Source organism: Pseudomonas sp. Pc102, from assembly GCF_018408275.1.
Classification (GTDB): Bacteria; Pseudomonadota; Gammaproteobacteria; order Pseudomonadales; family Pseudomonadaceae; genus Metapseudomonas; species Metapseudomonas tohonis.
In genome coordinates this window covers 2,930,974-2,953,611 of sequence record NZ_AP021905.1, presented here as the reverse complement: position 1 = coordinate 2,953,611, position 22,638 = coordinate 2,930,974, and the positions used below count along the sequence as shown (strand labels likewise).

Here is a 22,638-nt window from a genome sequence, read left to right as displayed (position 1 = left end):
ACTCGCTCAAAAAGGTGCAGATACATGAGGTGGCCACAGGCGTTGTCGGCGCCCGGTCGGCAATCGACCGGGCACGGACGCTGGGCCGTCCTCTGGTATCGGCGGCGGCGGGTTCTACTTAAGTAGGTTTTTCAGGCCTTTATGTGCGTGCGTTCAGGGATTGTGTGAAATGCCCCTGCGCCACCCCATCCAGCCGACGCACGCGGAGCCCTCCCCGCTCCGCGTGCCCCGTTGCCGCTACAGCATCTCCAGCCTGGCCATCAGGTCCTCCAGCCGTGCGGCCTTCTCCTCGGTGACGACGCTGCCTTCCAGCGATTCGATGTAGCTCGCCAGTTCCTCCACCGTGGTGCACTCGAACATGGCCCGCAGGGGCACGTTGCGTTGCAGGGTCTTCTGCACGCGGGAGGCGATCTGGGTGGCGAGCAGGGAGTGGCCGCCGAGTTCGAAGAAGTTGTCGCGCACGCCGACCCGCTCGACCTTGAGCACCTCGGCCCAGATGCCGACCAGGGTGGTTTCCAGTTCGTTGCGCGGGGCCAGGTAGTCCTGCGCCTGCAGCGGGCCGAACTCCAGGGGCGGCAGGGCCTTGCGGTCGAGCTTGCCGTTGGCGTTCAGCGGCAGGCGTTCGAGCACCAGCCAGTGCAGCGGCACCATGTAGTCCGGCAGGTCGCCACGCAGCTGCTGCTTGATGGCTTCGAACCAGGCGCCCTCTTCCGCCAGGCGGCTGGCCGGCGAGGCGGCATTGGCGAAGCGCTCGGCCTCGCGCGGCACCAGGTAGCCCACCAGGTACTTGCCGGTGGGGCCTTCCTGCACGCTGACAGCGGCGTCGCGCACGTCCTGGCGCTCGAACAGGCGGGCTTCGATCTCGCCCAGTTCGATGCGGTAGCCACGGATCTTCACCTGGTGGTCGACGCGGCCGACGTACTCCAGCACGCCATCGGCGCGGCGGCGGGCCAGGTCGCCGGTGCGGTACAGGCGCTCGCCCGGCGCACCGAAGGGGTTGGGCACGAAGGCCAAGGCGGTGCGCAGCGGGTCGCCGACGTAGCCACGGCCGACGCCGATGCCGGCGACGCAGAGTTCGCCCACGGCGCCCAGGGGCGCCAGCTCGAAGCCGTCGTCCAGCAGGTACAGGCGGTTGTTGTCGGTGGGGCTGCCGATGGGCAGATAGGTGCCCTCGGTGGAGGCGGCGTCGACGCGGAAGAAGGCCACATCGTCCGAGCACTCCGCCGGGCCGTAGGCGTTGACCAGTCCCACCTGCGGGTAGCGCTCCAGCCACTGTCGCGCCAGCTCCGGCGGCATGGCTTCGCCGGTGGGCAGCATCCAGCGCAGGGCGCCGAGCACGGCAAGGGCCTCGGCGAGCATGCCCTGGATCAGCGAGGGCACGCTCTCCAGCACCGTGACGCCGCGCTCGCGCACATGGGCCAGCAGCGCCTGCGGGTCGTGGGCGATGGCGTTGGGGACGATCTCGGTGCAGCCGCCGAACAGCGGCGCGGCGAGGAACTGCCAGACCGAGATGTCGAAGCTCTGCGAGGCGGTCTGGGCGATCACGTCCGCCTCGGTCAGCGCCAGGTACGGCACCTTGCTCAGCTGGTTGTTGAGCATGCCGGCCTGCTCGACCATCACGCCCTTGGGCAGGCCGGTGGAGCCGGAGGTGTAGATCACGTAGGCCAGATTGCCAGGGCCGCTGTGGATGCCCGGGTCCTGCTCCGGCCAGGCGCCTTGCAGCACGTCCTCCCACACCAGCAGGCGCGGACGCTGGCCGCAGCCGAGTTCCTCCAGCAGCAGCATCGCCTGGTCGCGGCAGGCACGGCTGGCCACCAGCGCCGGGGCGCGGCTGAGTTCGAGGATGCGCGTCAGGCGCGGGGTGGGCAGCGCCGGGTCCAGCGGCAGGTAGCCGGCGCCGGCCTTGAAGGTGCCGACCATCATGCCCAGCAGGTCGAGCCCGCGTTCGCCCAGCAGCGCCACCGGCTGGTCGAGGCCGACGCCGGCGGTGCCCAGGGCATGGCCCAGGCGGTTGGCGTGGCGGTTCAGCTCGGCATAGCTCCACTGGCGGTCGAGGCAGCGGGCGGCAATGCGCTGCGGGTGCGCGGCGACCCGGGCCTCGAACAAACGCACGTAGCCCTGCTCCAGCGGGTAGTCGCGGGCGCTCTGGTTAACGCCATCAAGCAGCAGCTCGCGCTCGGCATCCCCCAGCAGCGGCAGCGCGCTCATGTCGGCCTCGATGTGCTCGCCCAGGGCCAGCAGCAGGCGCTTGAACTCGCCCAGCAGGCGGTCGATGGTCGCTTCCTCGAAGTAGCGCCGGTCGTAGGACAGGTGCAGGCCCAGGTCATCGCCCGGGTAGCAGACCACGGTGAGCGGGAAGTTGGTGTGGGTGCGGCCGGAATCCGAGCTGGCGGAAAGGCTCTGCGCCCGGTCCAGCACCGCGACGTCCACCGGCGCGTTCTCGAACACGAAGAGGCTGTCGAACAGCGGCTGCCCCTTGGGCAGCTCGCTGCATTCCTGGATGGCCACCAGCGGCAGGTACTCGTGCTCGCGCAGCTCCAGGTTGCTGGCCAGCAGCCCCTGCAGCCAGTCACGCACGCCCAGGCGCTGGCCCGGTGCGGGCAGCTTCACCCGCAGGGCGATGCTGTTGATGAACAGGCCGACGGTGCGCTGCATCTCCGGTAGGCCCACCGGGCGCCCGGCCACGGTGACGCCGAAGACCAGGTCGCGCTCGCCGCTATAGCGCGCCAGCACCAGGGCCCAGGCCGCCTGGGCCAGGGTGTTGACGGTGAGCTGGTGACGCTGCGCCAGTTCCCGCAGCCGCGCGCCATCGGCGGCGTGCAGGCGGGTGATGCGGTCGCCCACCTGCATGCCGCCGCTGTCGTTGGCGTGCTCACGGAGGATCGGCCGGTCGCTGGGCAGGTGCGTGGTGCGCTCGAAGCCCGCCAGGTTGCCCTGCCACCAGGCGCGGGATTGACCCAGGTCCTGGCGCTGCAGCCAGCCGATGTAGTCGCGGTAGCGCGGCGCCAATGGCAGCTGCGGCTCACGGCCCTCGCCCAGGGCGGCGTAGACCTCGAAGAAGTCGCTCATCAGCAGGCCACGGCACCAGGCGTCGATGAGGATGTGGTGGTTGCTCATCATGAACCAGTAGCGCGCCTCGCCCAGGCGGATCAGGCGCAGGTGGAAGGGCGGCTGGTGCAGCAGGTCGAAGCCGGCCTCGCGCTCGGTGCGGTGCAGCGCTTGCAGGCGCTCCTCGTGGCCCTCCTCGGGCAGGTCGCTCCAGTCCAGCACGTCCACCTCGGTGGCGCCGGGCTTGTGGATCACCTGCAGCATGGTCTCGCCGGCGTTCCACACGAAGGACGCCCGCAGCGCCTCGTGCCGCGCCACCACGGCGTGCCAGGCGCGGGTGAAGCGCTCGACGTCCAGCGCGCTGTTGATGCGATAACGGTCCTGCATGTAGTAGATGCCGGTGCCCGGTTCCAGCAGGGTGTGCAGCAGCAGGCCTTCCTGCATGGGCGTCAGCGGGTAGATGTCGTCGATGGCGGCGGCCGGCACCGGCAGCTGGTCGATCTGCTCCTGGCTCAGGTTCGCCAGGGGGAAGTCCGACGGCGTCGGGCCACCGGCGCCCTGCTCCAGGCAATGGGCGATGAGCGCCTGCAGCTCGGCGATTAAGGCCTCGCCGAGGCCCTGCACCGTGGCACGGTCGTAGCGCGCCTGGCTGTAGGTCCAGTTGAGCAGCAGCTCGCCGCCGAACACCTGGCCGTCCACGCTCAGCCAGTTGGGCAGCGTGGCGTCGGCGTCGTGGGCCGGGCCCGCGCTCTCTTCCAGCGGGCGCAGCAGCGCGCCCTCGGCGAAGCTGCCGTCGAACTGGCCCAGGTAGTTGAAGGTGATGCGCGCCGGCGGCAGCGCCGCCATGGCGGCGCGGGTGGCCGGGTCGGCCAGGTAACGCAGCACGCCGAAGCCGAGGCCCTTGTGGGGCACCTGGCGCAGCTGTTCCTTGATCGCCTTGATGGCCGCACCGAGCCCCTCGGCCGGCGCCAGGCGCAGCGCATAGGCGCTTGTGAACCAGCCGACGGTGCGGCTGAGGTCGATGTCGTCGAACAGCGGCTCGCGGCCGTGGCCTTCCAGTTGCACCAACACCGAGTCACGCGCAGCCCAGCGGCACAGCACGCGGGCCAGGGCGGTGAGCAGCAGGTCGTCGACGCGGGTGCGGTAGGCGGCCGGCGCCTGTTGCAGCAGTTGCCGGGTGCGCTCGGCATCCAGGCGCAGGGTGAGGCGCTGGGCGTCGCGTTCCAGGTCCTGCTCGGCATCGCGGTCGCAGGGCAGCGGCGCGTCGTCGCCGCCGAGCTGCGCCTGCCACCAGGGCAGTTCTTCGCGAAGGGGTTCGCTGCCGGCGTAGGCCGCCAGGCGTTCGCCCCAGGCCTTGAAGGCGCTGGTGCGCGCCGGCAGCGCCAGGGGTTGCCCGGCCTGCAGTTGGCGATAGCCGGCTTGCAGGTCCTCCAGCAGCACGCGCCAGGAGACGCCGTCCACCACCAGGTGGTGAATGGCCAGCAGCAGCTTCTGGCGGCCGTCGGGGCCTTCCAGCAGCAAGGCGCGCAGCAGCGGGCCATGGGCCAGGTCGAGACTGCGCTGGGCGTCGGCCAGCAGGGTGTCGGCCTCGGCGAAATCGCCCACCTGCGCCTGCCACAGCAGGCCGTCGGCCTCGCTGGCGGGTGCGCGGTGTTCGGCATGCCAGGTGTTGCCGTCACGGGTGAAGGACAGGCGCAGGGCATCGTGGTGCTGCACCAGGCTCTGCAGGGCCTGCTCCAGATGGCCCGCATCCAGGCGCTCGCCCGCTTCCAGCAGCAGCGATTGGTTCCAGTGGGCGACGTTTTCCGGCGCCTGCTCGAAGAACCAGTGCTGGATCGGCGTCAGCGGCATGGCGCCGGTCACCGGGCCCTGGTCCACCTGGGTCAGCGCCTCGCGGCGGGCGGCGGCGGCCAGGGTTTGCACCGTCTGGTGCTGGAACAGGTCGCGCGGGCTGAAGTGGATGCCCTGCTGGCGGGCACGGCTGACCACCTGGATGGAGAGGATGGAGTCACCGCCCAGCTCGAAGAAGTTGTCGGCGAGCCCGACCTGCTCGACGTTGAGCACCTCGCGCCAGATGGCCGCCAGGCTCTGCTCCAGCTCGCTGCCGGGCGCCAGGTACTGCTGGCGGTTGTGCTCCGGGTCCGGCGCCGGCAAGGCGCGGCGGTCGAGCTTGCCGTTGGGCGTCAGCGGCAGGCTGGCGAGCAGCACCAGGTGCGCCGGCACCATGTGTTCCGGCAGCTGGGCACGCAGGTGCGCCTTGAGGGTTTCACGCAGCGCCTGTTGCGCATCGGCGCCCTCTTCCGCCGCCGCGCAGGCCACGTAGCCGGCCAGCTGCTTGCCGCTGGGGCTGTCCAGGGCCAGCACCACGGTCTCGCGCACCGCCGGGTGTTCCAGCAGGCGTGCTTCGATCTCGCCCAGCTCGATGCGGAAGCCGCGCACCTTCACCTGCTGGTCGATGCGGCCGAGGTATTCCAGCTGGCCGTCGTCGCGCTGGCGCACCAGATCGCCGGTGCGGTACAGGCGCCCGCCGTCGGTGGCGAAGGGGTTGGGCACGAAGCGTTCGGCGGTGAGGCCCGGGCGCCGGTGGTAGCCACGGGCGAGGCCGGCGCCGCCGACATAGAGCTCGCCGATGGCGCCGGGCGGCACCAGGGCCAGGTCAGCGTCGAGGATGCAGGCCACCCGCGCGCCGACCATGCGGCCGATGGGCACGCTGGCGGCGCCCTCCTCCAACTGCGCCGGGGCCAGGGCGGCCAGGGGCATGACCACCGTTTCGGTGGGGCCGTAGGCGTTGAAGAAGGCCTGGGGCGCAAAGCCCGCGCGGATGCGCTGCAGGTGTTCGGCGGTGAGCGCCTCGCCCCCGGTGATCACCAGGCGCACCGGCAGGGTTTCGCCCCGCGCGCCGAGCCATTGCGCCAGCTGGCTGCCGTAGCTGGGGGTGAAGCCGAGGATGGTCACGCCCTGCTCGCGGATGAGCTGGCAGATGTCCTCGGCGCCCCACTGGCCCTGGGCCCGCAGCACCAGGCGCGCGCCGCACAGCAGCGGCGTCAGCAGGCGCTCGCTGGCGGCGTCGAAGTTGATGGAATAGAAGTGCAGCTCGCAGTCGTCGGCGCGCATGCCGAAGCGGCGGATCACCGCCTGGCAGTGCATGGCGATCTCGCCGTGGCTGACCGCCACGCCCTTGGGCTTGCCGGTGGAGCCGGAGGTGTAGATCAGGTACGCCTGGTGCTGCGGCCGCGCGAGGTCCACCGGTGCGCTGGCGGGGTATGCGGCCAGCGCGGCCTCGTCCTCTTCCAGGCACCAGCGGTCGACGCCGCCCGGCAGCTCGCCGAGGGTGTCGAACAGCGCGGCCTGGCCCAGCAGCAGGACGATGCCGCTGTCCTCGATCATGTAGTGCAGGCGCTCGGTGGGGTATTCCGGGTCCAGCGGCACGTAGGCGCCGCCGGCCTTGAGGATGGCCAGCAGGCCGACCACCATCGCCGCCGAACGCTCCAGGGCCAGGCCGACGCGCACCTCGGGGCGGACGCCACGCTCGCGCAGCAGGTGGGCCAGGCGGTTGGCGCGGGCGTCCAGGGTGGCGTAGTCGAGGGTCTCGCCGGCGAAGGTCAGGGCCGGCGCCCTGGGCGTGCGCGCAGCCTGCGCGGCGAACAAATGATGGATGCAGCCGTCGAGGCGGTGCTCGCCGGGCTCCTCGCCCAGACTTTCGAGCTGCGCCAGGCGCTCGCTTTCACCCAGCAGCGGCAGCTCGGCCAGGCGCCGCGCGGGGTCGCCCAGCAGCGCCGCCAGCAGGTTGCACAGGTGGGTGGCCATGCGCGCGATGCGCGGCTCGTCGAACAGGTCGGAGCTGTAGGTGAAGCAGCAGCCGAGGCGATGGTCGAGGTCGGTGACTTCCAGGTTGAGGTCGAACTTGGTGGCGCGGGCGTCGTTGGCGATGTACTCGACCTTCATCCCTGCCAGCTCGCGGGTCTGCTGGAACTCCCAGCGCTGCACGTTGCACATCACCTGGAACAGCGGGTTGTAGGCGCTGCTGCGCGGCGGCTGCAGGGCCTCGACGAGCTGGTCGAAGGGCAGGTCCTGGTGAGACTGGCCCTCGATCACGGTGTGGCGCACCTGCTCCAGCAGCGCGGCGACGCTCATCTGCCCGTCGAGCTGGCAACGCAGCACCTGGGTATTGAGGAAGGCGCCGATCAGCCCTTCGCTTTCCGGGCGGATGCGGTTGGCCACCGGCGCGCCGATGCGCAGGTCCTGCTGGCCGCTGTAGCGGTGCAGCAGCACGGCCAGGGTGGCGGTCATGGTCATGAACAGGGTCAGGCCGTTGGCCGCGTTGAAGGCGCGCACGCGCTCGGCCAGTGCGGCCGGCAGGTCGAAGCGGTACAGCTCGCCCCGGTGGCTCTGGGCCGGCGGGCGTGGGCGGTCCGTCGGCAGCTCCAGCAGCGGGTGCTCGTGGCCCAGCTGGGCCGTCCAGTAGTCCAGCTGGCGCTGGCGCTCGCCACTCTCCAGCCACTGGCGCTGCCAGGCGCTGTAGTCGAGGTACTGCACCGGCAACGGCGCCAGGGGCGATTCGCGGTCGTCGAGGAAGGCCTCGTAGAGCGCGCCCAGTTCGCGGGCGAAGATGTCCATCGCCCAGCCTTCGGTGACGATGTGGTGCAGGGTCACCACCAGGTGGTGCTCGCGCTCGCCGCCCTTGACCATCACCACCCGCAGCAGCGGACCGGTTTCCAGGTCGAAGGGGCGATGGGCCTCGTCATCGGCCAGCGCCTGCAGGCGGGCCTGGCGGGTGTCGGCGTCCAGAGCGGAGAAATCCTCCCAGCCCATGACCAGGTTCGATTGCTCGGCCACCTGCTGGCGCGGCACGCCGTTCTCGCTGGGGAAGGTGGTGCGCAGGGTCTCGTGGCGCTGCACCAGTGCCTGCAAGGCGGCCTCGAAGCGGGCCACGTCCAGCGGGCCGCTGAGGCGCGCGAGGCCGCCGACGTTGTAGGCGGGGCTGTCCGGCTCCAGTTGCCAGAGGAACCACATGCGCTGCTGGGAATAGGACAGCGGCACCGGGCGGCTGCGGTCGACGCGGGCGATCACGCCCTGGCTGTCCACCTGGCCGCTGGCCTGGATGCGCGCCACTTCGGCGCAGAAACCGGCCAGGGTGCTGGCCTCGAACAGCGCGCGCAGCGGCAGCTCGACGTCGCAGGCCTGGCGGGTGCGGGAGACGATCTGGGTGGCCAGCAGCGAATGGCCACCGAGGGCGAAGAAGTCGTCGTCCAGGCCGATGCGCTGGCTGCCCAGCACCTCGCGCCAGATGGCGGCGACCCGTTGCTCCAGCTCAGTGGCAGGCTCACGGTGCTCGGCCTGCTGCCAGGCCGGCTCGGGCAGCGCGCGGCGGTCCAGCTTGCCGCTGGGGCCGACCGGCAGTGCCTCCAGGCGCATCAGCTGCGCCGGCACCATGTACTCCGGCAGCTCGTCACGCAGGGCCTGCAGCAGGCGCTCGGTCTGCCGGGCTTCCTCTTCGTTGGCACCGTTGGCGCAGTAGTAGCCCACCAGGCGCGGGCCGCCGGGGCCGTCGCGCAGCACCACCACGGCCTGTCCGACGCCGGGCTGGGCCAGCAGGCGGGCGCGGATTTCTTCCGGCTCGACACGGAAGCCGCGCAGCTTGACCTGGCTGTCGAGGCGGCCGAGGTAGTCCAGCGCGCCGTCGGTGCCCCAGCGGGCGCGGTCACCGGTGCGGTACAGGCGCGCGCCCGGCTCGCCGAAGGGGTCGGGCACGAAGCGTTCGGCGGTGAGTGCCGCGCGGCCCAGGTAGCCACGGGCGAGGCCCGCGCCACCGATGCACAGCTCGCCGGGCACGCCGACCGGCAGGGCCGAGAGCTCGGCATCCAGCACATGGCAGAGCACGTTGCCCAGGGGCTGGCCGATGGGTGAGCGCTCGCCGTCTTCGACGCGGCATTGCCAGTGGGTGACGTTGATGGCGGTTTCGGTGGGGCCGTAGCGGTTGTCCAGGCGCACCGCCGGCAGGCGCTCCAGCACCCGGTCACGCAGGGAGGCGGGCAGCGCCTCGCCACCGGAGAACAGGCGGCGCAGGGAGGTGCATTCGCTGACGCCCGCCTCCTCGATGAACAGCTGCAGCAGCGGCGGCACGAAGTGCAACGTGGTCACGCCGTGGTCACGCACCAGCTGCACCAGGCGGCGCGGGTCGCGGTGCTCGCCGGGCGCGGCCAGCACCAGGCGCGCCTCGGTGACCAGCGGCCAGAAGCATTCCCAGACGGAGACGTCGAAGCTCACCGGGGCCTTCTGCAGCAGCACGTCGCTGGCATCCAGGCGGTATTGCGCCTGCATCCAGGCCAGGCGCTCGGCCAGGGCGGCGTGGGTGTTGCCGACGCCCTTGGGCTGGCCGGTGGAGCCGGAGGTGTAGATGACGTAGGCGAGGTTGTCGCCGTGCACGGCGGCATTCGGCGGGCTGTCGGGCCAGTCGCCCTCCTCCCGGTCCAGCTCGATGACGCGGACGCCCTCATGAATCGGCAGGCGCTCCACCTGCTGCGACTGGGTCAGCAGCAGGCGCGCGCCGCAGTCCTGCAGCATGTAGGCGATACGTTCGCGGGGGTAGTCCACGTCCAGCGGTACATAGGCGCCGCCGGCCTTGATGATGGCCAGCAGGCCGACCAGCAGTTCCGGCGAGCGCTCGGCGGCGATGGCCACCGGCACGTCGGGGCCGACGCCAAGGGCCTGCAGGCGATGGGCCAGGCGGTTGGCGCGGCGGTGCAGCGTGGCGCTGTCCAGTTGCCCTTCGGCCCACTGGAGGACGATGCGCTGCGGGTCGGCGGCGGCCTGTCGTTCCAGCAATTCGGGCAACCAGCGGCTGGCGGCGGGCTGTGGCGCTCGGGCCCAGCCGGCAAGCTGGCTGCGCTCGGCCTCGTCCAGCAACTGGATATCGCCCAGGGCAAGCTCAGGCTGCTCGGCCACCTGGCGCAGCAGGCTGACGAAGCGCTCGGCCAGGCGGCGCACGCTGCCGGCGTCGAACAGTTCGGTGGCGTAGTCGAAGGCCAGGGTCAGGCGGCCACGGGCGTCTTCCTCGCTGTGCAGTTGCAGGTCGAACTTGGCCTCGCGGCTGTGCCAGGGCAGCTCGTCGGCGAGCAGGCCCGGCAGGCGGCGCAGCGCTGAGAGGTCGCGCTGCTGGTGGTTGAACATGACCTGGAACGGCTCGCCGCCAAGGGCGTCCACCAGGCGGTCGAAGGGCAGGTCCTGATGCGCCTGGGCACCGAGGGTGGCCTCGCGGGCCTGGGCCAGCAGTTCACCGAAGGTGCGGCGGCCGTCGAGCTGGCCACGCAGCACCAGGGTGTTGATGAAGAAGCCGACCAGGCCCTGGGTTTCCAGGCGCTGGCGGTTGGCGCCGGGCACACCGACGCGGATGTCCGCCTGCCCGCTGAGGCGGAACAGCAGGCCCTGGAAGGCCGCCAGCAGCACCATGAACAGGGTCGAGTGCTCGGCCTGGACCAGCGTGCGCAGGGCCTTGGCCAGGTCGTCGTCCAGGCGCAGGCTGTGGCGCGCGGCGGCGTGGCTGCGCTGGGCGGTGCGCGGGCGGTCGGTGGGCAGTTGCAGGGCCGGGGCCTCGTCGCCCAGCTGCTCGCGCCACCAGGCCAGCTGGCGCTCGGCCTCGCCCTCGGCCAGCCACTGGCGCTGCCAGGCGGCGAAGTCGGCGTAGCCCAGGGGCAAGGGCGCCAGGTCCGCCGCCGGGCCACCGCAAGCGGCGCCATAGAGGCGGGAGAATTCGTCCAGCAGCAGGTTCAGCGACCAGCCGTCAGCGACGATGTGGTGCAGGGTCAGCCACAGCTGGTGCTGTTCGTCGTCCAGGCGCACCAGGGTCAGTCGCAGCAGCGGGCCCTGCTCCAGGTCGAAGGGCACCTGGGCTTCCTCTTCGCGCAGCTGGGCGACACGGGCGTCGCGCTCGGCGCCGTCGAGGTGGCTGAGGTCGAGGCGCGACAGGCCCAGTTCCTGGGACGGCAGGATGCGTTGCAGGGCGACGCCGTCCCGTTCGAGGAAGCGCGTGCGCAGCGCTTCGTGGCGCTGCACCAGTTGCTGGAAGCTGCGCAGCACGGCGCCTTCGTCCAGCTCGCCGCGCAGGCGCAGGCCGCCGGGGATGTTGTAGGCGGCGCTCTGCGGGTCCAGCTGCCAGAGGAACCAGAGGCGGTTCTGCGCCGGGGATTGCGGCAGGTCCTGGTTGCGCGGCAGGCGCGGGATGGTGCCCTGGCGCGGTGCACCGCTGGCCTGCTGGGCCTGCACCGCAGCAGTGAATTCGGCCAGGGAGCGGGCCTCGAAGAGCTGGCGCAGTTCCAGCTCCAGGCCCAGTTCGTCGCGCAGGCGCGCCATCACCTGGGCGGCGCCGATGGAGTTGCCGCCGAGCAGGAAGAAACTGTCGTCGGCGTTCACCACCGGCACCTGCAACTGCTCGGACCAGAGGGCGGCGATGCGCTGTTGCAGGTCACCGGCCGCCTCACTGCTGGCAACCGGCGTGGCGCTGGCGGCGGCATCGGGGAAGCAGGCGTAGGCGTCGAGGCTGCCGTCTTCCAGGCCGCTGCGGCAGGCGGAGCGTTGCAGCTTGCCGCTGGAGGTCTTGGGCAAGGCGCCGGGGTTGAGCAGCACCACCACGCGCGGCGCCTCCTGGCAGGCCTCGGCCACGGCCTGGCGGATCATGCGGATCAGGGTTTCCGGTGCGTGGGCCTTCTGCACGCTGCGGCCGATCTCCACGGCGATGCCGATGCCCTCCTCGCCGTCCTGTTCCACGGCGAAGGCGGCGACGCGGCCCTTGCGCACCTGCGCCACCTCGGTCTCGACGGTGCGCTCGATGTCCTGCGGGTAGAGGTTGTGGCCCCGGACGATGAGCATGTCCTTGAGGCGGCCGCTGACGAACAGCTCGCCGTCGCGCAAAAAGCCCAGGTCGCCGGTGCGCAGCCAACTGGTGCCGTCACGGTCGACGAAGGCCTTGGCGGTGGCTTCCGGGTTGCGCCAGTAGCCGTGGGCGATGCTCGGGCCGCTGGCCCAGATCTCGCCCACCTGGTTCTCGCCGAGCGTGGCGCCGGTGGCCGGCTCGACGATCATCACCGCGTGCCCGGGTTGGCCGAAGCCGCAGCTCATCAGCAGGCTGTCGGCGCCCGGCTCGATGCGGTTCCGAGCCAGTGCGGCGCCGTCCACGCCGAGGGCGGGAATGCCCTGGCCGCGCACACCGCCGGTGACGAACAGGGTCGCCTCGGCCAGGCCGTAGCAGGCGAGGAAGCTGGCGGCGGAGAAGCCGCAGGCGGCGAACTGGCCGGCGAAGCGCTCGAGGCTGTCCTGGCGGATCGGCTCGGAGCCGGAGAAAGCCACGCGCCAGCCGCTGAGGTCCAGCCGCGCCAGGGCCGCGGCGCTGACCCGCTCGCAGCACAGGCGGTAGGCGAAATCGGGGCCGCCGCTGACGGTGCCACCGTACTGGGCGATGGCCTCCAGCCAGCGCACCGGGCGTTCGAGGAAGTAGCGCGGCGACATGAGCACGCAGGGCACGCCGCTGAAGATAGGTTGCAGCAGGCCGCCGATCAGGCCCATGTCGTGGTAGAGCGGCAGCCAGCTGACGATCACGTCGTCCGCGCCGATGCCGAAGCCACGGCGGATCAGCAGCTCATTGGCCACCAGGTTGCCGTGGCTCACCTGCACGCCCTTGGGCAGCGAGGTGGAGCCGGAGGTGTATTGCAGGAAGGCGATGTCGTCGGCGGCCAGCACCGGCTCGCACCAGGCGTCGGCCAGTTCGTCCTGCAGGTCCTCGACGCAGAGCAGCGCCGGGCCGGCAGTGCCCAGGTCGGTGCTCAGTTGCTGCAGGGGTTCGCGCAGGGCGGCGCTGGTCAGCACCAGGGCCGGCTCGGCGTCGTCGATGATCGACAGCAGGCGCAGCTGGTGATGGCGGCGTGCGGACTCCGGCGGGTAGGCGGGCACGGCGATGACGCCGGCGTAGAGGCAGCCGAAGAACGCGGCGACGTAATCGGGGCCACTGTCGAACAGAAGCACCGCGCGGTCGCCGAACTCCGCTTCCGCCTGCAGGGCGGCGGCGATCACCCGGGCGCACCGGTCCAGCTCCCGGTAGCTGATGACCACGCCGTCGCCCTCGCCTTCGAGAAAGCGCAGGGCGAGGCGTTCCGGCTGTTCGGCAGCGCGGCGCTGCAGGGCCTGGACCAGGGTGCTGGGGAGTTCGAAGGCGTCCATCATGTTGTCGTCCTGCCTGATGCGGCTTGAATTCGGGGTTCGTTGAAACGAAGGGGCGCGCCCGGCACGACGGCCGCGCCGGGCGGCTCAGCCGGCCGCCAGCGGAACCTGGCGCGACGTGCGGGCGCGCAGGCGCAGCAGGTGCTGCTCGGCGTAGCGCTTGAGGGTGCGCAGCACGGCGGCCTCCTGTTGCTGGAGGAAGAAGTGGTGCCCCTCGAACATATCGAGGGAGAAGCCGGTGGCGGTCTCGTCCTGCCAGTCCAGCAGCTGGTCCACGCGCAGCTCGTCGGCCTTGCCGCCGAGCACGTGGATGGGCGAGCACAGCGGCTCGCGCCGGCGGTAGGCGTAGCTGCCGGCAACGAGGAAGTCGGCGCGCAGGATGGGCAGCGTCAGGCGCAGCAGCTCCTCGTTGGCCAGGGCCTCCTCCGGGGTGCCCTGGAGGCTGCGCAGCCTGGCGATCAGCTCGGCGTCGCTCTTGGCGTCGCGGTAGTCATCGACATTGCGCCGGGCCGGGCCGGCGGTGGCCGAGGGGAACAGCGCCAGGGGCTCGGGCAGCCCCTTCTCGCGCAGGGCGTGGGCCAGCTCGAAGGCGAGCAGCCCGCCCAGGCTGTGGCCGAACAGCGCGTAGGGCTGCTGCACCTGGGGCGCGACCTCGCGGGCGAGCTGCGCCACCAGCGTGTCGAGGCGGGTGTGCAGCGGCTCGTCCATGCGCATGCCGCGCCCCGGCAGTTCCAGCGGCTGCACCACCAGCCAGGCGGGCAGGATGCGCCGCCAGCGGTTGTAGGCCATGGCGCTGGCGCCGGAGTACGGCAGGCAGAACAGGCGCAGGCTGATCGGCGCGCTCACCTCAGGCCACCCCTTCGGCCTGTTCCATCTGCTTGCGCAGGCTCAGGGGGCGCATGTCGGTCCAGTGCTCCTCGATGTACGCCAGGCACTCCTGCTTCAGCCCGCTCTTGCCGGCGGCGCGCCAGCCGGCGGGGATGGCCTTGTAGTCCGGCCAGATCGAGTACTGCTCCTCGTGGTTGATGACCACCTGGAACACCACGTCATCACGATCGAACACCATGTCGTTCTCCTGTCTGCGAAACCCATGCAGCGGGGCCACCTGCCCGCGCTTTCACAGAGGAGAACGGATGGAGCCCGAAAATAATTAGCGGATCGTCCCCGCCCCGGGGCCGCGCTGCGCCGTTGATCGGAAGTGCCGACGCAGAGCGGCGCTGCAACAGAGCTGAAGCCTGCCCGTGCTCTGCTGCAGAAAGTCGAATATTAATTATTCATCGCATTTGACAATGATTATCATTGGACATAATTTGTTACCCCGCTGAACAGGCCGCCCCCTTCCCGGCGCCCTCTGCCTCCCCAAGCGCAAGGTGATTTCCATGACGGATCAACTGTCCACAAGCAGGTGCGATTCACCCTTACTCCAGGCATTCATCGATAACCGCTCGATCCTCGTGAAGATCGCCGCGCGTATCACCGGATGCCGTTCCCGCGCCGAGGATGTGGTGCAGGATGCGTTCTTCAGGCTGCATTCGGCCCCGCAGATCACCTCGTCGTTCAAGGCGCAGCTCAGCTACCTGTTCCAGATCGTGCGCAACCTGGCCATCGACCACTACCGCAAGCAGGCCCTGGAGCAGAGATATTCCGGCACCGAGGAGGAGGGCCTCAACGTGGTGGTGACCCTGGGGGCTTCGCCCGAGGCTTCGCACATCAACTACGCGACCCTCGAACACATAGCCGATGCCCTGGCCGAACTGCCGGCGCGCACCCGCTACGCCTTCGAGATGTACCGCCTGCACGGCGTGCCGCAGAAGGACATCGCCAAGGAGCTGGGCGTCTCCCCGACCCTGGTCAACTTCATGATCCGCGATGCCCTGGTGCATTGCCGCAAGGTGACCCGCGCCGAAGCCGAGAAGGCCGCCGGCAACGACGGGGAGCGCCGCGAAAAATCCGCCTGATCCTTCCCCCGGATCGTCATCCCGGGGCGAAGGCCCCGGAGATTCCACGCCTCAGGCCAGCCCCGTAGCCCGGACTTCAGTCCGGGGATTGCTGCGACCACGGTCCCGGGCTGAAGCCCGGGCTACCTAGGGAGAACGTTGCTTGCTCAGGCCAGCACGCAATGGTCGAAGAAGCGCTCGCGGCCGATGGCCATGAGTGCGGCGCGCTTGTGCGGGAAGTCGAACTCCTTCTCCCGGTAGTAACCCAGGTGCTGCATGTGGCCGATCATCCGCGCGTTGTCGGCGCGGGGCTCGGCCACCACGCGGCGGGTACGTGGGTCGTCGAGGAAGAGGAAGTGGGTCAGCGCCGCCAGCCAGCTGGCCACCTTGTGCGGGCCGCGATGGCTCTCCTCGCCCACCAGCATGTGGATGCCGCGGTCGTAGTCGTCCACCGCGTAGAACGGCGCGATGCGGTCTTCCTTGGCCCAGTAGGCTTCGAAGTAGGCGAAGGGCTGGTCGTCGAAGCAGCCGATCAGGGTCAGCGCGTGGGGGTCGTCGTGCAGCTTCTGCAGGTAGGCGCGGTGCTGGTCGAGGTCGCCGCCTTCCTGCCAGAACGCCAGCACGCGGGGCGAGTTCTGCCAGCGGTTGAAGCGTTCCAGGTCGCTGTCGATATCCAGCGCGCGCAGGGAAATCCAGCTGCCCAGGCGCGCGTCGAAACGCCGGTAGAGCTCGCCGCCGGGCTTGGGCGGGCGCTGCGGGTGGCGCTTGCCGTCGCTGACGACCATGCGCTCCGGGTAGGGGCTGGCGGCGGCGATCCAGGGCGCCGGCAGCTGCCAGAACTGGCCGCGCTCGCAGCGGTACTCCCCTGCCCCGCTGGCCAGCAGCAGGCCGCTGGCCAGGGCCTCGGTGGGCACCTGGGGCAGTTGCCAGTGCAGGCGCTGGCAGGCCGGGTCGCGGGCCAGCAACCAGTAGCAGGCGGCGTGCAGGGCGTGCACATCCGGCTGGGTGCCGAGCACCTGCAGGCGCGGTTCTGCACCGCGTTGCAGCACCAGGTCGATCAGCGCCCGGCCGTCGAGGGTGAGGTGCAGGCGGGTGTCGGTCTCGTCGGCGCCGAGGCTCTGCCCACCGGGCAGCGGGAGGTTCGACAGGGGGGTCAGCTGGGGCATGGGAGGCTCGCGAAATGGGAGGTCTGTGCAACAGATGACGTCGGGGCGCGAGGGAAAATTAGGGGATTGTCGCGGGGAGTTCCCGCGCTGAAGCCCGGGCTACAGGATGGCCCTCCCCGTGGAGAGGGCCATGCGCGAGGCTAGCCCTGTTTCTTGACGATGGCGTCGGCGATGTTGGCCGGGGCTTCGGCGTAGCGGGAGAACTCCATGGAGTAGCTGGCGCGGCCCTGGGACATGGAGCGCACGTCGGTGGCGTAGCCGAACATCTCGCCCAGCGGCACTTCGGCGCGGATGATGCGCCCGGCCGGCGCTTCGTCCATGCCCTGGATCAGGCCGCGCCGGCGGTTGAGGTCGCCCATGACGTCGCCCATGTAGTCCTCGGGGGTGACCACCTCGACCTTCATGATCGGCTCCAGCAGCACCGCGCCGCCCTTCTGCGCCAGCTGCTTGGTGGCCATGGAGGCGGCGATCTTGAACGCCATCTCGTTGGAGTCGACGTCGTGGTAGGAGCCGTCGAACACCGTGGCCTTGAGGCCGAGCAGCGGGTAGCCGGCGAGCACACCGTTCTTCATCTGCTCCTCGATGCCCTTCTGGATCGCCGGGATGTATTCGCGCGGGATGACGCCGCCCACCACTTCGTTGACGAACTCCAGGGTGTCCTTGCCCTCCTCGCCCGGTTCGAAGCGGATCCAGCAGTGGCCGAACTGGCCGCGGCCGCCGGACTGGCGGACGAACTTGCCTTCGATCTCGCAGCGATTGCGGATCTTCTCGCGGTAGGCGACCTGGGGCTTGCCGATGTTGGCCTCGACGTTGAACTCGCGCTTCATGCGGTCGATGAGGATGTCCAGGTGCAGCTCGCCCATGCCGGAGATGATGGTCTGGCCGGACTCCTCGTCCGAGCGCACGCGGAAGGACGGGTCTTCCTGGGCCAGCTTGCCGAGGGCGATGCCCATCTTCTCCTGGTCGGCCTTGGTCTTGGGCTCCACCGCCACCGAGATCACCGGCTCGGGGAAGTCCATGCGTTCGAGGATGATCGGCTTGTCGAGGTCGCACAGGGTGTCGCCGGTGGTGACGTCCTTCATGCCGATCAGCGCGGCGATGTCGCCGGCGCGCACTTCCTTGATCTCCTCGCGGGTGTTGGCGTGCATCTGCACCATGCGGCCGACGCGCTCCTTCTTGCCCTTGACCGAGTTGAGCACCGAGTCGCCGGAGCTCAGTACGCCGGAGTAGACGCGGGTGAAGGTCAGGGTGCCGACGAAGGGGTCGGTGGCGATCTTGAAGGCCAGCGCCGAGAAGGGTTCGTCGTCGTCGGCATGGCGCTCGTCGTGGCGGTTTTCGTCGTCCGGGTGGGTACCCTTGATCGCGGGGATCTCGATGGGCGCCGGCAGCAGCTCGATCACCGCGTCGAGCACCAGGGGCACGCCCTTGTTCTTGAACGAGGAGCCGAGCACGGCGGGCACGATCTCGCAGGCGATGGTGCGCTGGCGCAGGCCGGCCTTGATCTCCTCGATGGAGAGCTCCTCGCCCTCGAGGTACTTGTTCATCAGCTCTTCGCTGGACTCGGCGGCGGCCTCGACCAGCTTCTCGCGCCATTCCTGGGCTTCGGCGAGCAGGTTGGCGGGGATCTCCTCCTCGCGAAAGCTGGTGCCCTGGTCGGCATCGTTCCAGTAGATGGCCTTCATCTTCAGCAGGTCGATCTGGCCCTCGAAGTTCTCCTCGGCGCCGATGGGCAGCTGGATGGGCACCGGGGTGTGGCCGAGGCGCTGCTTGATCTGCCCGACCACCCAGAGGAAGTTGGCGCCGGCGCGGTCCATCTTGTTGACGTAGGCGATGCGCGGCACGCCGTACTTGTTGGCCTGGCGCCACACGGTCTCGGACTGCGGCTCGACGCCGTCGGCGCCGCTGAACACCACCACCGCGCCGTCGAGCACGCGCAGGGAGCGCTCCACCTCGATGGTGAAGTCGACGTGCCCGGGGGTGTCGATGATGTTGAAGCGGTACTTGTCGAACTGCTTGGCCGAACCGGACCAGAAGGCGGTGGTGGCGGCCGAGGTGATGGTGATGCCGCGCTCCTGCTCCTGCACCATCCAGTCCATGGTGGCGGCGCCGTCGTGCACTTCGCCCATCTTGTGGTTGACCCCGGTGTAGAACAGGATCCGCTCGGTGGTGGTGGTCTTGCCCGCATCCACGTGGGCCACGATGCCGATGTTGCGGTAGCGGTTGATGGGGGTCGCGCGGGCCATTGTCTACACCTCGTAATGGTCGGGATGGGTTCGGAACGGGAACGGCACGGCCGCTCGGGGACGCGAGCGGCGAAGCAGCCGGGGCGGATTACCAAGCATGGTTGAAGATGCCGCCGACGCAAGCCTGGAAGCGTCGTCAGGCCGCTGTTTTTTTACCGCCGGCCGATGACAGTCGTGCGATACGTCGCGGTGCACGCTTTCGAGGCATAGACTGGGCGCCTTCCCCCATCACGGAGCATTTCCCATGAGCAAGGCCATCAGCATCGACTTCGTATCCGACGTGGTCTGCCCCTGGTGCGCGGTCGGGCTGGGCGCGCTGCAGCAGGCCATCGCCAACCTCGGCGACGAGGTGAAGGTCACGCTCGCCTTCAAGCCCTTCGAGCTGAACCCGGACATGCCGCCGGAAGGCCAGGACATCGTCGAGCACATCCAGCAGAAGTACGGCAGCACGCCGGAGCAGGTGGCGGCCAACCGCGAGCACATCCGCCAGCGCGGCGCCGAGGTGGGCTTCCGCTTCGACATGCAGGCGCGCGGGCGCATCTACAACACCTTCGACGCCCACCGCCTGCTGCACTGGGCAGGGCTGGAAGGCCGCCAACTGGCGCTCAAGCAGGGCCTGCTGGCCGCCTACTTCAGCGAGGGGCGCAACCCCAGCGACCGCGCGGTGCTGGTGGAAGTGGCCGCAGCCGCCGGGCTGGACGCGGCGGCGGCGCGCGAGGTGCTGGAGTCCGGCCGCTTCGCCGAGGAGGTGCGCGAGGAGGAACACTTCTACACGAGCCACGGCATCCGCTCGGTGCCGTCGGTGATCCTCAACGGCCGCCACCTGATCAGCGGTGGCCAGCCGGCGGAGTATTTCGAACAGGCGATCCGCCAGCTCGTCGCTGCCGGATAAGGGGCTGCGCGAGGCGGGTGCGAGCGATGCGACGCACCCGCCATTGATTTTATAGACAATCGGTCTAATATCCCCCCGCCATGACCGATTCCATACCCCCGCCCCGTCGCGGCCGACCGCCCAAGGTCAATCGCGACAACCCCGACACCCGCGACGCCCTGGTGCGTTGCGGCACCGAGATCCTCACCGAGCAGGGTTTCCTCAGCACCGGCATCGATGCGGTGCTGAGCCGCGTCGGCGTGCCCAAGGGCTCGTTCTACCACTACTTCCAGAGCAAGGAAGACTTCGGCCACGCGGTGCTGGCGAACTACGCCGACTACTTCGCGCGCAAGCTGGACCGCTGCCTGCTGGACGCGTCGCGCCCTCCGCTGGCGCGCATCGCCGCCTTCGTCGAGGACGCCAAGGCCGGCATGCTGCGTTTCGAATTCCGCCGAGGCTGCCTGGTGGGCAACCTGGGCCAGGAGGTGACCCAGCTGCCGGAGGCCTTCCGCGAGTCCCTGGAGGCCATCCTGCTCAGTTGGCAGCAGCGCCTGGCCCTGTGCCTGGAGGCCGCCAAGGCCGAGGGCGAGCTGGCTCCGGACACGGATTGCGAGCGCTGGGCCGCGTTCTTCTGGATCGGCTGGGAAGGCGCCGTGCTGCGCGCCCGGCTGGTGCAGGGCAACGCGCCGCTGGACTGTTTCATCGAAGGATTTCTCGCCGGGCTGCCGCGCTAGCCCGTCCCTTTCCCTAGGTTCCGCATGAGGAGACACCCGATGTTCAAAGGCATCCTGATCGACAAGGACGACACCGGCTACCGCGCCACGCTGGCCGAGCTGGACGAGGCGCAACTGCCCGCGGGCGAGGTCACCGTGAAGGTCGACTACAGCACCCTGAACTACAAGGACGGCCTGGCCATCACTGGCAAGGGCCCGGTGGTGCGCAGCTTCCCCATGGTCGCCGGCATCGACCTGGCCGGCACCGTGGAGGCCAGCGACAGCCCCGCCTTCAAGGCCGGAGACAAGGTGCTGCTCAACGGCTGGGGCGTGGGCGAGACGCACTGGGGCGGCCTGGCTCAGAAGGCGCGTCTCAAGGCCGACTGGCTGATCCCGCTGCCGGCCGGCTTCACCTCGCGCCAGGCGATGGCCATCGGCACCGCCGGCTACACCGCGATGCTTTCGGTGCTGACCCTGGAGCGCAACGGCGTGACCCCGGACAAGGGCCAGGTGCTGGTGACCGGCGCCAACGGCGGCGTCGGCAGCTTCGCCATCGCCCTGCTCGCCCGCCTCGGCTACCAGGTGGCGGCCTCCACCGGCCGACCGCAGGAAGCGGACTACCTCAAGCGCCTGGGCGCCAGCGAGATCATCGACCGCGCCAGCCTCGCCGAACCCGGCCGCCCGCTGGGCAAGGAGCGCTGGGCCGGTGCCATCGACTCGGTCGGCAGCCACACCCTGGCCAACGTCTGCGCCGGCATCCGCTACGGCGGCGCGGTCGCTGCCTGCGGCCTGGCCCAGGGCATGGATTTTCCCGCCAGCGTCGCGCCCTTCATCCTGCGTGGCGTGACCCTGGCGGGCATCGACAGCGTGATGCGCCCGCGCGCCGACCGCATCGAGGCCTGGGATCGCCTGGCCCGTGACCTCGACCTCGCGCTGCTGAACGCGATCACCCGCGAGATCGGCCTGGGCGAGGCGGTGCTCACCGCCGGCGAGCTGCTCGAAGGCCGGGTGCGCGGCCGCGTGGTGGTGGACGTCAACCGCTGATCCCGCCGGGTGCCGCCAACCGGCGGCACCCTCCCCCGGCGCGCGATGCGCCACCCCGATAATCACTATCAAGCCTGATGATTTCTGCCTCCGCCGCCGCTTGGCTAATCTGCGCCCATCGCCACGCAGACAGCCGAACAGGAGGGCCGGATGCACACGTCGATCACACGCCTCGCCCTGCTCGCCGCCCTCGCCCTGGCTGGCTGCACCTCGCCGCAGTACAGCGAGGAGACGCCCTACACCGATGCGCAGGTCCGCCAGTTCGCCCTGGAGATGTTCGGCAAGAGCGGCCTGCCGCCCGAGCAGTTGGCCAAGGTCCGGCGGGCGCTGGTGAAACAGGATCAAGGGATGTCCAACGCCATCCGCGACATGCAGCCCAGCAAGGGCTGAGTCACCCCAGATTGCATGCTCCTCCCATGGCCATCCCCCCCTTTGGCCAATATGCAGCTCGCCCCCCGAGCTGCTTTTTTTTTGCCCGCGAATCGGACAAGTCAGATGGGCAGCAGGGGGCACGGAAGCCAGAATCGACGGATTGTCATGAAGAGGCGCTAAAAAACAGAAGGATTCGGATACAACCGGGCTCCTGTGGCCCTATCCAATCATCGGAGCTTGCCGTATGATCTCGCACCTAGTACCTAGCTGTAAGTCAATCCGGCCACTCGCAGGCAGCGCCACCCAGGCGCAACGCGATACCGGTCTCCTTGATGGTTACCTGACCGATGCCCCCGCCACCCACTGGCAACGCATCCGTCCTGGCCTCCCATCCAGAAGTCTGATCAGGACAATCAACGGGCCAGAACCTTGCCCACGATTACAACCTGGCATCCAAAGTACTTGGCTGGCTCGCTCCGCTGACAGGCGGAACTTTCCGCCAGCTCATTCGCTCCGATAAGGATCATCCTGTGTGCCCACGGTGGGCGACGGATTCGGAGTTTTATTTCGCGGCCCGATTGCCGCATTTTGCAGGACCTAACCACATGACTATCCATCACCAGGCAGAACAAGCCATCAGCGCACTCACCCGCGCCTTCGCACCGCTCCAGTGCCAGATCAACGCGCCTTCCCGCAAGGGCGGCTTCAGCTTCACCATCGTCAGCGAGTACGGTGTCGCTTGCCACAGCCAGCGCCTCTACCCGGAGCAGTACAGCAACTCCAGCCAGCTCCAGCAGGTGATCGACCGCGCCCAGCGCGCCCTCACCGCCTGACGCCCGGCACGTCGACCCAAAGCCCCGCATGAGCGGGGCTTTTTATTGCCTGCGATTTACCCCGCTCGGTGCCGCCGGGCGTGGTGCATCTTGTGAGGGAGAATTCGTTCGCGATGGAGCATCCGGCCAGCTCGCGGCCCAGTGCCTGCGCCGGGTCTTTCGCGGCTGAAGCCGCTCCCACGGAGAGGGCCTGCAACTGCGG

11 protein-coding genes are annotated in these 22,638 nt (G+C 69.8%); 6 read left to right on the top strand and 5 right to left on the bottom strand.

Annotated features, from left to right (window positions below):
* Positions 1-237: 237 nt before the first annotated feature.
* The 3 genes from PHLH3_RS13815 to PHLH3_RS13805 all read right to left on the bottom strand — a co-directional run bounded on the left by PHLH3_RS13815 (position 238) and on the right by PHLH3_RS13805 (position 14,323).
* Positions 238-13,260 (bottom strand): non-ribosomal peptide synthase/polyketide synthase, encoded by a 13,023-nt coding sequence (locus PHLH3_RS13815; RefSeq protein WP_213629907.1) that lies wholly within the window; start codon positions 13,258-13,260, stop codon positions 238-240.
* A gap of 84 nt (positions 13,261-13,344) precedes the next feature.
* Positions 13,345-14,103 carry a thioesterase domain-containing protein gene (locus PHLH3_RS13810; RefSeq protein ID WP_213629906.1) on the bottom strand — a complete coding sequence of 253 codons (759 nt, stop codon included), beginning with the start codon at positions 14,101-14,103 and terminating at the stop codon, positions 13,345-13,347.
* Between the two features lies 1 nt (position 14,104).
* A complete protein-coding gene (locus PHLH3_RS13805; RefSeq protein ID WP_044404743.1) occupies positions 14,105-14,323 on the bottom strand; it encodes an MbtH family protein in 219 nt (72 codons plus the stop codon).
* Positions 14,324-14,636: 313 nt separating this feature from the next.
* Between PHLH3_RS13805 and PHLH3_RS13800 the strand changes: the two genes are divergently transcribed.
* The gene (locus PHLH3_RS13800) at positions 14,637-15,215 is read left to right on the top strand and encodes an RNA polymerase factor sigma-70 (protein ID WP_213629904.1); all 579 of its coding nucleotides are present in this window, start codon (positions 14,637-14,639) and stop codon (positions 15,213-15,215) included.
* Positions 15,216-15,361: 146 nt separating this feature from the next.
* Here the strand turns inward: PHLH3_RS13800 and PHLH3_RS13795 are convergent, their stop codons facing one another.
* Together PHLH3_RS13795 and fusA are read right to left on the bottom strand one after the other, a co-directional pair.
* Complete coding sequence (locus PHLH3_RS13795; protein WP_213629902.1) at positions 15,362-16,360, bottom strand: GNAT family N-acetyltransferase; 999 nt, start codon at positions 16,358-16,360, stop codon at positions 15,362-15,364.
* A 140-nt stretch (positions 16,361-16,500) separates the two neighbouring features.
* Entirely contained in the window at positions 16,501-18,603 is a 2,103-nt protein-coding gene (fusA, locus tag PHLH3_RS13790; RefSeq protein WP_173174103.1) for an elongation factor G, read from the bottom strand.
* Positions 18,604-18,847: 244 nt separating this feature from the next.
* On the opposite strand from fusA, the gene PHLH3_RS13785 reads away from it, so the two are divergent.
* The 5 genes from PHLH3_RS13785 (at position 18,848) to PHLH3_RS13765 (ending at position 22,436) form a co-directional block, all read left to right on the top strand.
* Positions 18,848-19,495: a DsbA family oxidoreductase gene (locus PHLH3_RS13785; RefSeq protein ID WP_213629900.1), complete on the top strand. Its 648-nt coding sequence runs from the start codon at positions 18,848-18,850 to the stop codon at positions 19,493-19,495.
* A gap of 80 nt (positions 19,496-19,575) precedes the next feature.
* On the top strand, positions 19,576-20,208 hold the full coding sequence (locus tag PHLH3_RS13780) for a TetR/AcrR family transcriptional regulator (protein WP_213629898.1): 633 nt from the start codon (positions 19,576-19,578) through the stop codon (positions 20,206-20,208).
* A gap of 39 nt (positions 20,209-20,247) precedes the next feature.
* A complete protein-coding gene (locus tag PHLH3_RS13775) occupies positions 20,248-21,231 on the top strand; it encodes an MDR family oxidoreductase (RefSeq protein WP_213629896.1) in 984 nt (327 codons plus the stop codon).
* 150 nt (positions 21,232-21,381) lie between these two features.
* The gene (locus PHLH3_RS13770) at positions 21,382-21,621 is read left to right on the top strand and encodes a hypothetical protein (protein ID WP_213629894.1); all 240 of its coding nucleotides are present in this window, start codon (positions 21,382-21,384) and stop codon (positions 21,619-21,621) included.
* Between the two features lie 587 nt (positions 21,622-22,208).
* Complete coding sequence (locus PHLH3_RS13765; RefSeq protein ID WP_213629892.1) at positions 22,209-22,436, top strand: hypothetical protein; 228 nt, start codon at positions 22,209-22,211, stop codon at positions 22,434-22,436.
* The last annotated feature ends 202 nt before the right edge of the window (positions 22,437-22,638 follow it).

Coding starts and splice junctions, on each gene's coding strand:
- PHLH3_RS13805 (WP_044404743.1), bottom strand. CDS start 14,323: ATGGTGTTCGATCGTGATGACGTGGTGTTCCAGGTGGTCATCAACCAC.
- PHLH3_RS13775 (WP_213629896.1), top strand. CDS start 20,248: ATGTTCAAAGGCATCCTGATCGACAAGGACGACACCGGCTACCGCGCC.
- fusA (WP_173174103.1), bottom strand. CDS start 18,603: ATGGCCCGCGCGACCCCCATCAACCGCTACCGCAACATCGGCATCGTG.
- PHLH3_RS13815 (WP_213629907.1), bottom strand. CDS start 13,260: ATGATGGACGCCTTCGAACTCCCCAGCACCCTGGTCCAGGCCCTGCAG.
- PHLH3_RS13765 (WP_213629892.1), top strand. CDS start 22,209: ATGACTATCCATCACCAGGCAGAACAAGCCATCAGCGCACTCACCCGC.
- PHLH3_RS13795 (WP_213629902.1), bottom strand. CDS start 16,360: ATGCCCCAGCTGACCCCCCTGTCGAACCTCCCGCTGCCCGGTGGGCAG.
- PHLH3_RS13770 (WP_213629894.1), top strand. CDS start 21,382: ATGCACACGTCGATCACACGCCTCGCCCTGCTCGCCGCCCTCGCCCTG.
- PHLH3_RS13800 (WP_213629904.1), top strand. CDS start 14,637: ATGACGGATCAACTGTCCACAAGCAGGTGCGATTCACCCTTACTCCAG.
- PHLH3_RS13785 (WP_213629900.1), top strand. CDS start 18,848: ATGAGCAAGGCCATCAGCATCGACTTCGTATCCGACGTGGTCTGCCCC.
- PHLH3_RS13780 (WP_213629898.1), top strand. CDS start 19,576: ATGACCGATTCCATACCCCCGCCCCGTCGCGGCCGACCGCCCAAGGTC.